This is a genomic window from Agromyces sp. Soil535 (assembly GCF_001428255.1).
In the GTDB taxonomy this organism is placed as follows: Bacteria; Actinomycetota; Actinomycetes; order Actinomycetales; family Microbacteriaceae; genus Agromyces.
The window spans coordinates 27,042-40,623 of record NZ_LMRW01000024.1; the positions used below are offsets into that span (position 1 = coordinate 27,042).

Sequence of the window (13,582 nt, forward strand, 5' to 3'; positions counted from 1 at the left end):
CGTCCCGGCGTCGCCTCCGCTGGTCGGCGGCGTGACGGATCAGCCCTGCGCGAGCAGCTCCAGCGTGTCGACGACGCGATTCGAGAAGCCCCACTCGTTGTCGTACCACGCGACGACCTTGACGTGCTTGCCGTCGACGCGGGTGAGCGCGACGTCGAAGATCGACGACGCCGGGTTGCCCGTGATGTCGGACGACACGAGCGGGTCCTCGGAGTACTCGAGGATGCCGGCCAGCGGGCCGGACGCGGCAGCCTGGTACGCCGCGAGCACCTCGTCGCGCGTCACCTCGCGCAACACCGTCGTGTTCAACTCGACGATCGAGCCGACGGGCACGGGCACGCGGATCGAGTCGCCCGAGAGCTTGCCTTCGAGGCCCGGCAGCACGAGGCCGATCGCCTTCGCGGCGCCGGTGGTCGTCGGCACGATGTTCACGCCGGCGGCACGGGCGCGGCGCGGGTCGCGGTGGGGGCCGTCCTGCAGGTTCTGCTCCTGGGTGTACGCATGCACGGTCGTCATGAAGCCGTGCTCGACGCCGGCGAGGTCGTCGAGCACCTTCGCGAGCGGGGCGAGCGCGTTCGTGGTGCACGAGGCGTTCGAGACGATCGTGTGCGCGGCGGGATCGTACGCGTCGGTGTTCACGCCGTAGGCGAGCGTCACGTCGGCGCCGTCGGCGGGGGCGCTCACGAGCACCTTCTTGGCCCCGGCATCGAGGTGGGCACGGGCAGCGGATGCCGCGGTGAACCGGCCGGTCGACTCGAGCACGACGTCGACCTCGAGCTCGGCCCACGGCAGGTTCGCGGGGTCGCGCTCGGCGAGCACGGTGACGCGGCGACCGTCGACCACGAGGGTGTCTCCGTCGACCTCGACGGGACGACCGAGCCGTCCAGCGGAGCTGTCGAAACGGAGCAGCTGCGCGAGCGCCTTCGGGTCGGTGAGGTCGTTGACGGCGACGACCTCGAGGTCGGAGTCGCGCTCGAGCAGGGCGCGGAGCACATTGCGGCCGATGCGACCGAATCCGTTGACGGCGATGCGAGTCATTGAGGGGAGTCCTTTCGTTCCCCTCCACGGTCGTTGGTCGGCCCGCGGCGCGGCAGTGGCTGGAACGACAGGGTGCGCAAGATTCGCGCCAATCCTACTCAGCGCTCGACCGGCACCAGCGTCACCTCGCGCAGCTCCCCTGCATCCGCGACGTCGACCCAGTCGCCGCCGTGGATCACGACGTCGGCGTCGTCGATCGCGCGCCACACGGCATCGGGCAACCGCCGTGCCCGCGCGGGCACGAGCGTGTCGGAGATGAGCAGCAGCCGGGTCGCCACCGTCCCATCATCGCGCGCGCCCCGCGGCATCCGCTCGGCTCGCGGCATCCGCTCGGCTCGCTTCAGGCGGCCGGCTCCGCGAACGTGTGACGGTACTCGCTCGGCGACGTGCCGAGAATGCGGTGGAAGTGCAAGCGCAGGTTCGCGCCCGTGCCGAGGCCCACGCGGTCGGCGACCTGCTCGACCCCGAGGTCGGTGCGCTCGAGCAGCTCGCGCGCGAGGTCGATGCGGGCGCGGAGGATCCACTGCATCGGCGTGTAGCCGGTGTCCTCGAGGAACCGCCGCGAGAACGTGCGCGGCGACACGTTCGCGTTCCGCGCGAGGTCGGCGAGCGTCAGCGGCTCCTCGAGGCGCTCGATCGCCCACTGCCGCGTCGCCGCGAACAGCTCGCCGAGCGGCTCGGGCAGCGCGCGCGGCACGTACTGCGCCTGGCCGCCGCTGCGGTACGGCGCCGCGACGAGCCGCCGGGCGACGTGGTTCGAGAGCGCCACCCCGTGGTCGCGCCGCACGAGGTGCAGGCAGAGATCGATCCCGGATGCCGCGCCCGCCGACGTGAGCACGCGGCCCTCGTCGACGAACAGCACGTTCTCGTCGACGCGGACCGACGGGTGCCTCGTCTGCAGCGCATGCGTGTAGTGCCAGTGCGTCGTGGCCCGCCGGCCGTCGAGCAGACCGGTCGCGGCGAGCGCGAACGCGCCGGTCGAGATCGCGGCGAGGCGTGCGCCGCGATCGTGCGCGGCCCGTAGGGCATCGACGACCTCGGCGGGCGGATCCTCCTGGTCGGGATGCCGGTAGCCCGGGATGAAGATCGTCTCGGCCCACTCGAACGCCTCGAGCCCGTCGGCGACGTGGTACGAGAGGCCGTCGCCGCCGGTCACGGGCCCGGGGTGCGCGCCGCAGACGCGCACCTCGTAGGGCATGCTCTGCCGGGTCGTGAAGATCTGCGCCGGAATGCCGACGTCGAGTGGCTTGGCACCCTCGAGCACGAGCACGGCGACACGGTGGTTGCGGCGACTCATGCGGCCAGATTGCCATGCCTCGCAAGGATGCCGCCACCATTGCCGGGGTCACCCTCGCGGGCGGATACTGGCCCCATGTCCGGGGCAGGCGCGCTGAGCGTCGTCGACTGGGTCGCCCGCTACGACGAGCTGACGGCTCGCCGGCCGGAGCTCACGGCCTCGGAGCTCGACGACCTGGGGCTGGCGGCGTGGTTCCTCGGGCGCGAGGCCGAGTGCGAGCGCGCATGGAACGCCGCCCACCTCGCCTACCTCGACGCCGGCGAGACGGATGCCGCGATCCGCTGCGTGTTCTGGCTGGGCTTCACCCGCGCCGATCAGGGCGACACCGTGCGAGCGGGCGCATGGATGTCGCGCCTGTTCGAGCTGTGCGGCCTCGCCGGGCGGCCGCCGCAGAGCGAGGCGACCGCGGTGCTCGCGCAGGCCGACGCGGCATTCGGAGATGGTCGCCTCGAGGAGTCGGTGGACCTCGGCGAGCGCGCGGTCGCATTGGCGCAGGCCGCGCGCGACCCCGACATCGAGGTCCTCGCCACGATGACCCTCGCGCGCTCGCTCATCTTCAACGGCCGCATCATCGAGGCATTCGCCTGCATGGACCGCGTCATGCTGGCCGTCTCGTCGGGTCGGGTGGGCGTCCGCGCCGCGGGCCCTGTCTACTGTGCGGTGATCGCGAGCTGCCTCGAGCGGTGGGACGTCGAACGCGCCCGTGTGTGGACCCGCGATCTCAGCGAGTGGTGCGACGCGCAGCGGGGACTCGAGCCGTTCCGCGGGGAGTGCTCGGTGAACCGTGCGAGCGTGCTGCGGCTGCTCGGTGAATGGGACGAGGCCACGACGACCCTCACGGAGGTCTGCGATCACGAGCGGGATGCCCACACCCTCGAGTACGCGTACTACGGGCTCGGCGAGCTCTGCCGTCTCGTCGGTCGCCGGGCGGAGGCCGAGGCGGCCTACCGGCACGCGGCCGAGCTCGGGCGCGAAGTGCAGCCCGGCCTCGCGCTGCTGCGGCGGGATGCCGGCCGGTTCTCCCCGGCGCGCTCGGGCATCGCGCGGGCACTCGAGGCGTCGCCCACGCCGGGCACCCGCGCCGAACTGCTCGCCGCGCAGGTCGAGCTCGAGGTCGAGCACGGGGACTGGGACGTCGCCGCTCGCGCCGCAGCCGAACTGCGCGCGATGGCGGACACGCTCGGCACGATCTACCTGCAGGCGCAGGCCGACCGCGCCGAGGCCTGTCTGCTGATCGGCACGGATGCCCCTGAGCAGGCGCTCCCCCTGCTGCGCAGCTCCTGGGCGGTCTGGCGACGGCTCGAGGCTCCATACGAAGCGGCCGTGACTCGCGTGCTCATGGGCCGCGCGAACCGCGCGTTCGGCGACGAGGAGGCCGCGCAACTGGAGTTCGACGCCGCCCGCACCGTGCTGGGCGAACTCGGGGCGGTCGCCGACCTCGACCGGCTCGAGCGGATCGCGGCCGAGCCCGGCCGGCCTGCGGCATCCGCTGGGCTCACGAGGCGGGAGCTCGAGGTGCTGCGCCTCATCGCGAGCGGCCTGTCGAACCGGCAGATCGCGACCGAGCTCTTCCTCAGCGAGCGCACGGTGGCGCGGCACGTCAGCAACATCCTCGGCAAGCTCGGCCTCGCCAACCGCGCCGCTGCGACGGCGTTCGCCTTCGAGCACGGGCTGAACGCCATGGCCTGACGCCGGGCGACCCGACGCCGGGCGACCCGACGCCGGGCGACCCGACGGCGCAGGTCCTGGAATTGGTCATTTCTGCCGACGCGGCCCCGCAGCGGCATCCGTAGCGTCGCCCGCATCAGCCACGCAGGAGGCCATCATGTCCACCACCCTTCTCGACACCGCCGTCGTCGGTGCCGGCGCCGCCGGGCTCATGGTCGGCAAGCGCCTGGCCGAGCGCGGGGTGCGGTTCGAGCTGTTCGACGAGCACCCGCGCGTCGGCGACTCCTGGCGCGAGCGCTACCGCTCGCTTCGACTCTTCACCCCACGCCCCCTCCTCAGCCTGCCGGGACTGCGCATCGACGTCGGCCGGTTCGCGTACCCCACCGGCGCGCAGATGGGCGACTACCTCGAGCAGTATGCGGAGCAGTTCCGCCTGCCGGTGCGCACGTCGGCGAGGGTCGTCGAACTGACGCGGCTGGCCAACGGCCGATTCCGCCTCGAACTCGCCGACGGCTCCGAGGTGCTCGCCGGGCACGTCATCGTGACCACCGGCGCGCATCGCCTCCCGATCGTGCCGGCGTTCGCGTCGGAGCTCGACCCTTCGATCCGCCAGCTCCACTCCGTGGAGTACCGCGGACGGGAGCAGTTCGCCGACGGGCCGGTGCTCGTGGTGGGGGCGGCGAATTCCGGCACGGATGTCGCGCTCGACGCCGCGCGCGCCGGTCATCCCGTGACGCTGGCCGGGCGGCATCCGGGCCACGTGCCCGTCGACATCGACACGCCGATCAGCAACCTCATCGGCGGGATCTTCGTGCGCTACATGCGAGGCATCACCATCGACTCCGCCAGGGGACGCGCGATGAAGGCGCAGGAGCTCGAGCACGGGGTCATGCTGGTGCGCAACAAGCCCGCCGACCTCGAACGCGCCGGCGTCGTGCGCGTCGGGCGCATCGACCGCGTCGAGGCGGGGCGCCCTCTGACGGAAGACGGCACGGTCATCGACGCGGCGACGGTCGTCTGGTGCACGGGGTCGCGTCCCGACCTGGGCTGGATCGACATCGAAGGCGTCGTGGGCGTCGACGGGCACCCGATCGAGTACCGCGGTCTCGTGAGCGGATGCCCCGGCCTCGCGTTCGTGGGCATGCCGTTCCAGTACTCGGTGGCGTCGTCGACGCTCGTGGGCATGGATCGCGACGCCGAATACGTCGTCGAGGCGCTCGGCGCGGCACCGGCTGACGTGCCCGTCGGCTCGTCGGAGATCGCCGCTTGAGCCGGCGGATCCTAGCCTGAGGGCGCGTCCAATTGAAGGGTCGCGCCCTCGAATCCGTTGCGTCGAAGGGCGTCGAACGACGATGCCGCGCGTCGCCGAATGATGACCCTCGTCAACCATTCCGCCGGCGCGAATCCGGTGCTACGTTTTCCGCACTGTGCCCGGCGATCCCGGGCGTTGCCTATGTAAGGAGAACCCGTGAAACGACGCACGCGCGGCATGCTCGCCGTGGCTGCGGCGAGCGTGACGGTGGTGTCCGGTGTCGCATTCGCACCGGCCGCGATCGCCACACCCGCTGAGGACTCGAACCCATCCGCCGCCCAGCGCCTCGACAATCGTCCCGGCCCGCTGACCGAACGCCAGAACGAACGGCGCAAGGCCGCACAGAAGCTGATCCTGTCGGGCCAGGCCGCGCCCGGCGAAGACGGCGTCGTGCAGCTGGCCGGCGACAAGTACTACCAGGCCGCCGTCACCGGAACCGGCCGCGTGTTCACGGTCCTGTCCGAGTTCGGCGACCAGGGCAGCGGCAAGCTCGGCTCCACGCCCGGCCCGCTGCACAACGAGATCGTCGAGCCCGACCGCACCGTTGACAACAGCACCCACTGGGTCGCCGACTTCGACCAGGCGCACTACGACGATCTGCTGTTCGGCGCCGGCGAGTCCTTCGCCGACTTCTACTCCAAGCAATCGTCGGGCAATTACACCGTCTCGGGGTCTGTGACCGACTGGGTCACGGTGCCCGGCAACGCCTCGGTGTACGGCGACAACACGGTCGAGGAGTCCGGCGGCGCCTGGCAGTTCATCGAGGACTCCGGAAACGCCTGGTACGACGCGCAGGTCGCGGGCGGCACGAGCCCCGACGAGATCAAGGCGCAGCTCGCGACGTTCGACGTGTGGGACCGCTACGACTTCGACGAAGACGGCGACTTCGACGAGGCCGACGGCTACCTCGACCACTTCCAGGCGGTGCACGCCGGTGAGGGCGAGGACGCCGGAGGCGGCCCTCAGGGCGAGGACGCGATCTGGTCGCACCGCTGGTACGTCAACCCGACCGACTACGGCGTCACCGGCCCCACCGTCGACGGCACGCTGGTGAAGCTCGGCGGCGCCCAGATCGGCGACACCGGCTACTGGATCGGCGACTACACGGTAGAGGCCGAGAACGGTGGCCTCGGTGTCTTCGCACACGAGTACGGCCACGACCTCGGCCTGCCCGACTTCTACGACACCTCGGGCGGCGGTGAGAACGACACCGGGTTCTGGACCCTCATGTCGAGTGGTTCGTGGCTCAACCACGGCATCGAAGACATCGGCACCACGCCGAACCACTACGGCCCGTGGGAGAAGCTGCAGCTCGGCTGGCTCGACTACTCGATCGTGAACCAGGGTGCGAGCGGCAGCTTCACCTTGAGCCCGGCGGCCCTGCAGGTCGACGGCCAGGAGCAGGCGGTCGTGGTCGACGTGCCCGACCAGGGGATCGAGACGAACTACACGACACCGAGCTCCGGCGCCGGCGCGTGGTGGACCTCGAGTGCCGACGACCTCAACACCACGCTCACCCGCACCCTCGACCTCACCGGCGTGCGGTCGGCGACGGTGACGGCGAAGGCCTGGTACGAGATCGAGGCCGGGTTCGACTACCTGTTCGCCGAGTACTCGACCGACGGCGGCGCGAACTGGACCCAGATCGGCACCCCGGTCGACGGCTCGTCATCCGGTCACTGGTCGACGCTGCGGTACACCGTGCCCGGAGGCGGCCCGGTGGACTTCCGCTTCCGTTACCAGAGCGACGGCGGCGTGCACCTCGCGGGCGCGTTCATCGACGACATCGTCGTGAAGTCGGGCGGCACCACGCTGCTCACCGACGACGTCGAGTCGGGCGCGGACGGATGGGATGCCGATGGCGGCTTCAAGATCAGCACCGGCACCGAGACCTCCTCGGGCGACCGGTACTACCTGCTCGAGAACCGCACCTACGTGGGCTACGACGCCACCCTCGAGGTGGGTCCGTACCAGTTCTCGAACGGCATCACGAGGCCCGACTGGGTGGAGCACTTCCGATACCAGGACGGCCTGCTCGTGTGGGCGGTCGACGAGACCTACGGCGACAACAACACGAGCGAGCACGTCGGCCACGGCCAGGCGCTGCCGGTGGACTCGCACCCGGCGAAGTTCACCTACCCCGACGGCTCCGCGCCGAGCAACCGGCGCCAGCCGTTCGACGCGACCTTCGGCCTGCAGGTGATGGATGCCGTGTCGCTGCACAAGGAGATCGTCGTCGGCAAGGGTCAGAGCCAGACCGTGCAGACGGTCGAGGCGGTCGGTTCCGACGGCACGAAGCAGCAGACGGCGACGTTCTCGGACCTCGACCCGAACGCGTTCTTAAGCACGACGAACCCGCTCGGCGGCGTGTACGTGGCCGGCCACGGTGTGACGGCGACGGTGACGAGCCAGAACACCGGCGGCACGATGACGGTCGACGTCACGAACCCCAAGTGAGCTGATCGCGGACCACGGTGGGCCCGTCTCCTCGGAGGCGGGCCCACTCGCGTTTCCTTCCCGCCGAAGGGGAGGGCGGTGCGAAGATGTGATGGTCGCCGCCGAAGGTGGCAGAGGAGTCGTCAATGCGTGATTGGACCCAGTTCGAGTTCCCGGCCAGCGTGCCCGGTCCGGCGGCGGACCGCCCGAGCACGGGATTCTCTCGATGGCTCTTCCAGCACACCGTTCCGCCCGTCGGTCCCGAGGTCGAGGAATCGACCGTGGAGCACCACTCGTGGTGGAAGGTGATGAGCCTGACGGGCGTCGACTACTTCTCGACGCTGTCGTACCTTCCCTCGATCGCCGTGCTCGCAGCCGGTGCCGTCTCTCCGATCGCGACGTTGCTGATCGTCGCCCTCACCCTGTTCGGCATGCTGCCGATGTACCGGCGGGTCGCCCACGAGAGCCCCCACGGGCAGGGCTCGGTCGCCATGCTCGAGCGGCTGCTCCCCTTCTGGCGGGGGAAGATCTTCGTCCTCGTGCTGCTCGGGTTCGTCGCGACATCCTGGATCATCACCATCACGCTGTCGTCGGCGGATGCCACGGTGCACCTCATCGAGAACCCGCTCTGGCCCGAGGCACTGCAGGGGCAGGCGGTGGCGATCACGATCGTGCTGCTCCTCGTGCTCGGCGGGGTGTTCCTGCTCGGATTCACCGAGGCGGTGAATGTCGCCATCCCGCTCGTGGCGGTCTTCCTCGGGCTCAATGCGATCGTCATCGTCACGGGCCTGATCGACCTGTCGGCCAACCCGGTGGCGGTCGACGACTGGTGGGCGGCGCTGACCGCGACCGGTGGAGGCTTCTCGGGCATCCTGCTCCCAGCCCTCCTCGCATTCCCCCTGCTCGTGCTCGGGCTCTCGGGGTTCGAGACCGGAGTCAGCATGATGCCTCTCGTCAAGGCGACCGGTCGGACGCCCGAGGAGCGGCTCGCCTCGCGCATCCGGAACACCCGCAAACTCCTGACCGCGGCCGCGGTCATCATGAGCGTGTACCTGATCACGAGCAGCATCGTGACCACGCTGTTGATCCCGCCGGCGGAGTTCGAGCCGGGTGGGGCGGCGAACGGCCGAGCACTCGCGTACCTCGCCCACGGCTTCTACGGTGACGTGTTCGGAACCGTCTACGACCTCAGCAGCGTGCTGATCCTGTGGTTCGCCGGGGCATCGGCGATGGCCGGTCTGATCAACATCGTGCCACGCTACCTCCCGACGTACGGCATGGCCCCCGACTGGAGCCGCGCGGTTCGCCCTGTCGTGCTCGTGTACACCGCGATCAGCGTGATCATCACCATCGCATTCGAGGCGGATGTCGATGCACAGGCCGGCGCGTACGCCACCGGCATCCTGGCGATGATGGTGTCGGCCTCGGTGGCGGTGCTGATCTCCGCCATCCGCCGCCACCACTCACTCGCCACGGTCGGGTACTCCGTGTTGACGTTGATCCTCGGCTACGCGCTCGTGGCGAACGTGATCGAGAAGCCCGACGGACTCGCGATCTCGGCTCTGTTCATCCTCGGCATCATCGTCGTCTCGGTGATCTCACGGCTCGCGCGCACCACCGAGATCCGGGCAGATCGGATCGAGTTCGACGAGACCGCCCGTAGGTTCATCACCGAGTCGCTCGTGCACGACGGCAGGCTCAGCCTGATCGCCAACCGGCGCGGGGTCGGCGATGCCGCCGAGTACGAGGAGAAGGAGCGGGCGCAGCGCCGGCTCAATCCCGTTCCCGTGCCGGCCGACGTGCTGTTCCTCGAGATCAACGTGGTCGACCCGTCCGAGTTCCGGGAGGTGCTGCACGTGAGCGGGGTCGAGGTCGACGGGTATCGGGTGCTGCGCGCGGATAGCCCTGCCGCACCCAACGCCATCGCGGCGATCCTGATGGCGATGCGCGACGCCGCCGACGTGCAACCGCACGCCTACTTCGAGTGGTCCGAGGGCAACCCGCTCCTGCACATGGTCCGGTACATCCTCCTCGGGCGCGGCGACACGCCACCCGTCGTGCGGGAGATCATCCGAGAGGTCGAGAAGGATCCGGCCGAGCGGCCCGTGATCCACGTGGGCGGCTGACCGGTGGATCAGTGGATGGTGCGGGGCCGAGGCGACGCCGAGGGGATCGGTTGGGCGCGGTTCCTGGGGTGGTCCTCGTTCGGGATCGGCCTCACGACCACCGTGCTCTGCTTCGTGATCCCGCTCGCGGGTCGGTACGAGCGCACGGTGTGGCTGGTGCTCTTCGGCTCGGCCGCGTCTGGCTCGGCGGCATGTCGGTGTCGCGCTATCGCTCCCTCGGTCGCCGCTGGCCGGCGGTGCCGGTCAGCGGCATCGGACTCGGATGCCTCACCATCGCGATCATGATCTACGCGTTCACCGTGCTCGTGCTCGCCTCGTACGGCATCGAGTGGCCGGCGCCCGCGCACTGGCTGGGCCCACCCGGTGCACCCGGTCCGGCACTGCCGCCGGGCGTGGACGCCTGACCCGCTGACACCTGGGCATCCCCGGGAGTAGAGTGCCACCCGAAGGGGGCACATGAGCGGGGAGATCGTGCTGGTGACGGGCGGCACCGGCTTCATCGGTGCGCACTGCATCGTGGAACTGCTGCATGCCGGATACCGGGTGCGCACCAGCATCCGCTCGCTCGACCGCGCCGACGACGTGCGCGAGATGGTGCGCCTCGGCGAGGCCGATCCGGACGGCATCGAGTTCGTCGCCGCCGACCTCATGAGCGAGGACGGATGGCCCGAAGCGGTCGAGGGCGCGATGTTCGTACTGCACGTGGCATCTCCGTTCCCGGTGCGCCAGCCGAAGGAGGAGCGCGAGCTGATCACGCCCGCCCGCGACGGCGCGCTGCGCGTGCTGCGCGCCGCGGGCGACGCCGGCGTTCGGCGCGTGGTGCTGACCTCGTCGTTCGCTGCGATCGGCTACCGATCCGACCCGGGGCGGCTGTTCACGGAGGAGGACTGGACCGACCTCTCGATGCCGCACCTCACCCCGTACATCAAGTCGAAGACGATCGCCGAGCACGCTGCATGGGAGTTCGTCGAAGGGAACGGACGGGGCCTCGAGCTGGCGGTCGTGAACCCGGTACCGGTGTTCGGGCCGGTGCTCGGGAGCGACTTCTCGACGTCCGTCGAGATCCTGCGGGGCCTGCTCAACGGCCGGGCTCCCGCGGTGCCACCCGGCGCCACGACCGGGGTCGACGTGCGCGACGTCGCCGACCTGCACGTGCGGGCGATGACGCATCCGGATGCCGCGGGCGAGCGATTCATCGCGGTCGCGGGCGACCCCATCACGTTCCACGACCTCGCGATGCTGGTGCGCGACCGCCTCGGCGCCGACGCGAAGCGCGTGCCCACACGAGTGCTCCCCCGCTGGCTCGTGCAGGCCGGCGCCCTCGTCAGTTCGGACCTTCGTGCCATCGTTCCGCAGATGCGCCGGACGCAGGGTGCGTCGCACGAGAAGGCACGGCGGATGCTCGGCTGGGAGCCGCGCCCGACCGAGGACGCGATCGTGGCGTCGGCCGAGAGCCTTGTGCGGCTGGGGCTGGTGAACGCCTGAGCCGACGTCGCATCGCTCGGGCGGCGGCCAAGCTCAGGCGTCGGCCCACACCGCCGGCAATGCGCCCCAACGCACTCACCCTGGCGCCGGCCCCACGACATGCAGTCGCGAGCGAGTTCCTCGCTCCACGATCGGGTGCCGAAGTGCCGAAGTGCCGGAGTGCCGATCGGCACCGTGTCGCGCGAACGGACACTGCTCCGCGGCTGCTGCCCGATGACGCGTCAGCCCGCGAAGCCGTCGTTCACCGCGGTGCCTCGGGCAACTCTGGGCCCTGCCATCGCGACGGGCTCAGCCGCGCCTCACGCCCCCACGACCGGCAGCCACACCCGCATCTGCGACGGCCCGCGCTCGGCCCAGTCGTGGTACCGCACAAGCGGCACCTCGGCGCGCGCGTCCGTGCGTTCGTCGACGATCGTCGCACCGACCCCGCCGTCCGCGTCCTCGCGCAGCCCGGCCGCGGGGTCGACCCGCAGGTCGGCGAAGTCGGATGCCGCGAGCGGCGTGCCGGCGAGGTCGACCGATTCGAGGGCGAAGACCTCGGGCCCGCGTTCGACCACGAGGCATCCGCGCACCGCATCGACGCGCGGGTCGGGCGCGGTGTACCGCGGCTCCACCGGCAGCGACAGCTCGACGACGTCGCCGGCCGCGAAGGCGCGCTCCACGGTGGCGGCGCCGGGCCCGGCCGTCGAGTGCGAGACGACGGCGCCGCCCGCATCCAGCACCGTGAGCCGCGCACCCGATGCCCACGCCGGCACGCGCAGTGAGAGCGTCCAGGGCTCCGCGGCATCCGTCAGCACCGTCACGCGAACCGACCCCGACCGCGGGTACTCGGTCGCGACCTCGAGCGCGACCTCGCGGCCGTCGCCGAGCGTCGTCCGGATCGACGCGGGGGCGTACTGGTGCAGTTGCACGCCCGCGGCATCCGCGGTCGCCACGTACGCCGCGAGGCTCGCGAACGTACGCGCCACGTTGGGCGGGCAGCACGACACCTCGAACCACGGCGCGCGCAGCGACGACTCGGCCCTCCGCGACACCGTGTCGGCGTCGACCTCGGCGCCCGGCCGGCGCTGGTGCAGCGTGTTGGCGTAGTAGAACGCGGTGCCCGAGGTACTCGGCGACGTCTCGACCACGTTGAAGAGCGTGCGCTCGATGAGGTCGGCGTGACGAGGGTCGCCCTGCGCCAGCAGCAGGCGCCAGCTGAACATCATGGATGCCACGCCCGCGCACGTCTCGGAGTAGGCACGATCGGTCGGCAGCTCCCAGTCCTCGCCGAACGCCTCGTCCTGGTGGTGCGACCCCTGCCCGCCCGTGACGTAGGTGCGGCGCTCGACCGTGGTGTCCCACTGGCGGTCGAGCGCGTGCAGCAGCTCGTCGTCGCCGCTCTCGACCGCCACGTCGGCGGCGCCCGCGGCGAGGTAGTTCGCTCGCACCGCATGCCCGCGGAGCACCTCCGCGTCGCGCACGGCCACGTCGTCCTGGAAGTACGAACGGCCCCACTCGATGGCGCGCAGCGTGCCGCGGCCGTGACGCTCGATGAAGAGCCGCGCCTGCTCGAGGTAGCGCGGCGCGTCGAGCGCACGGCCGAGCTCGGCGAGCCCGACCTCGACCTCGGCGTGGCCGCAGATGGTCTCGATCCCGCCCTCGCCGAAGACCTCGCACACGAGGTCGGCCGCACGACGGGCGACGTCGACGAGTCCGTCGGAGGCGTCGGGGCGGGTGCGCGCGCGGGCGACGGCGGCCTGGAACAGGTGCCCGAGGCAGTACAGCTCGTGCCCCCACTCGAGCTCAGACCAGCGCGCGGGCTGGCCCGGCCGCCCGAACCGCGTGTTGAGGTAGCCGTCGGGCCCCTGCGCCGCCGCCACCCTCGCGACGACCGACCGGAACCGTGCTTCGAGCTCGTCGGTCGCCTCGCCCGCAGCGCCGCGACGCCCGATCTCCCAGGCGATCGCCTCGAGGTACTTGTAGACCTCGGAGTCCGAGAACTCGCGCCCCCGCCGCCCCTCGGGAAGGCCACCGGATGCCGCGAGGTCGAAGTTGGCGAGCCACCCCTCGCGCTCGAGCCATCCGCCGATGTGCGCGAGAGTCGCAGTGCCGTTGACCTCCTGGCGGCGGCCCCAGAACCCGCCGGTGATCGTCACCTCGTCGAGGCCGAGCGGGCGCAGCGCCCCCATCGTCGGCGCGACGGGCACGGAGTGGACGGTGGTCGTGGTGCGGGTCATG

10 protein-coding genes are annotated in these 13,582 nt (G+C 71.1%); 6 read left to right on the top strand and 4 right to left on the bottom strand.

Translation table 11 applies throughout. The features are described 5' to 3' along the window. Positions 1-39: 39 nt before the first annotated feature. The 3 genes from gap to ASG80_RS24805 form a co-directional block, all read right to left on the bottom strand. Positions 40-1,038 carry a type I glyceraldehyde-3-phosphate dehydrogenase gene (gap, locus tag ASG80_RS15375; protein WP_056732264.1) on the bottom strand — a complete coding sequence of 333 codons (999 nt, stop codon included), beginning with the start codon at positions 1,036-1,038 and terminating at the stop codon, positions 40-42. Between the two features lie 98 nt (positions 1,039-1,136). Beyond that, the gene (locus tag ASG80_RS15380; protein ID WP_162256640.1) at positions 1,137-1,316 is read right to left on the bottom strand and encodes a hypothetical protein; all 180 of its coding nucleotides are present in this window, start codon (positions 1,314-1,316) and stop codon (positions 1,137-1,139) included. A gap of 62 nt (positions 1,317-1,378) precedes the next feature. Next, entirely contained in the window at positions 1,379-2,335 is a 957-nt protein-coding gene (locus ASG80_RS24805; RefSeq protein WP_056732268.1) for a GlxA family transcriptional regulator, read from the bottom strand. 75 nt (positions 2,336-2,410) lie between these two features. On the opposite strand from ASG80_RS24805, the gene ASG80_RS15390 reads away from it, so the two are divergent. The 6 genes from ASG80_RS15390 to ASG80_RS15415 all read left to right on the top strand — a co-directional run bounded on the left by ASG80_RS15390 (position 2,411) and on the right by ASG80_RS15415 (position 11,362). Beyond that, positions 2,411-4,024, top strand: coding sequence for a LuxR family transcriptional regulator (locus ASG80_RS15390; protein WP_056732270.1), 1,614 nt, complete (start codon positions 2,411-2,413; stop codon positions 4,022-4,024). Positions 4,025-4,160: 136 nt separating this feature from the next. Next, on the top strand, positions 4,161-5,273 hold the full coding sequence (locus tag ASG80_RS15395) for an NAD(P)/FAD-dependent oxidoreductase (RefSeq protein WP_056732273.1): 1,113 nt from the start codon (positions 4,161-4,163) through the stop codon (positions 5,271-5,273). 198 nt (positions 5,274-5,471) lie between these two features. Continuing rightward, positions 5,472-7,772, top strand: coding sequence for an immune inhibitor A domain-containing protein (locus ASG80_RS15400; RefSeq protein ID WP_235508352.1), 2,301 nt, complete (start codon positions 5,472-5,474; stop codon positions 7,770-7,772). Positions 7,773-7,897: 125 nt separating this feature from the next. Further along, positions 7,898-9,877 (top strand): hypothetical protein, encoded by a 1,980-nt coding sequence (locus ASG80_RS15405; RefSeq protein ID WP_056732277.1) that lies wholly within the window; start codon positions 7,898-7,900, stop codon positions 9,875-9,877. 149 nt (positions 9,878-10,026) lie between these two features. After that, a complete protein-coding gene (locus ASG80_RS15410) occupies positions 10,027-10,281 on the top strand; it encodes a hypothetical protein (RefSeq protein WP_056732278.1) in 255 nt (84 codons plus the stop codon). A gap of 52 nt (positions 10,282-10,333) precedes the next feature. Continuing rightward, positions 10,334-11,362, top strand: a complete 1,029-nt coding sequence (locus ASG80_RS15415; RefSeq protein ID WP_056732280.1) for an aldehyde reductase — start codon at positions 10,334-10,336, stop codon at positions 11,360-11,362. 299 nt (positions 11,363-11,661) lie between these two features. On the opposite strand, the gene ASG80_RS15420 is transcribed toward ASG80_RS15415, so the two are convergent. Continuing rightward, positions 11,662-13,581: a glycoside hydrolase family 127 protein gene (locus tag ASG80_RS15420; RefSeq protein WP_056732282.1), complete on the bottom strand. Its 1,920-nt coding sequence runs from the start codon at positions 13,579-13,581 to the stop codon at positions 11,662-11,664. Position 13,582: the final 1 nt, after the last annotated feature.

Excerpts from the sequence above, each read along its gene's own strand:
- ASG80_RS15395 (WP_056732273.1), top strand. The coding sequence starts at position 4,161 with ATGTCCACCACCCTTCTCGACACCGCCGTCGTCGGTGCCGGCGCCGCC.
- ASG80_RS15415 (WP_056732280.1), top strand. The coding sequence starts at position 10,334 with ATGAGCGGGGAGATCGTGCTGGTGACGGGCGGCACCGGCTTCATCGGT.
- ASG80_RS15405 (WP_056732277.1), top strand. The coding sequence starts at position 7,898 with ATGCGTGATTGGACCCAGTTCGAGTTCCCGGCCAGCGTGCCCGGTCCG.
- gap (WP_056732264.1), bottom strand. The coding sequence starts at position 1,038 with ATGACTCGCATCGCCGTCAACGGATTCGGTCGCATCGGCCGCAATGTG.
- ASG80_RS24805 (WP_056732268.1), bottom strand. The coding sequence starts at position 2,335 with ATGAGTCGCCGCAACCACCGTGTCGCCGTGCTCGTGCTCGAGGGTGCC.
- ASG80_RS15420 (WP_056732282.1), bottom strand. The coding sequence starts at position 13,581 with ATGACCCGCACCACGACCACCGTCCACTCCGTGCCCGTCGCGCCGACG.
- ASG80_RS15390 (WP_056732270.1), top strand. The coding sequence starts at position 2,411 with ATGTCCGGGGCAGGCGCGCTGAGCGTCGTCGACTGGGTCGCCCGCTAC.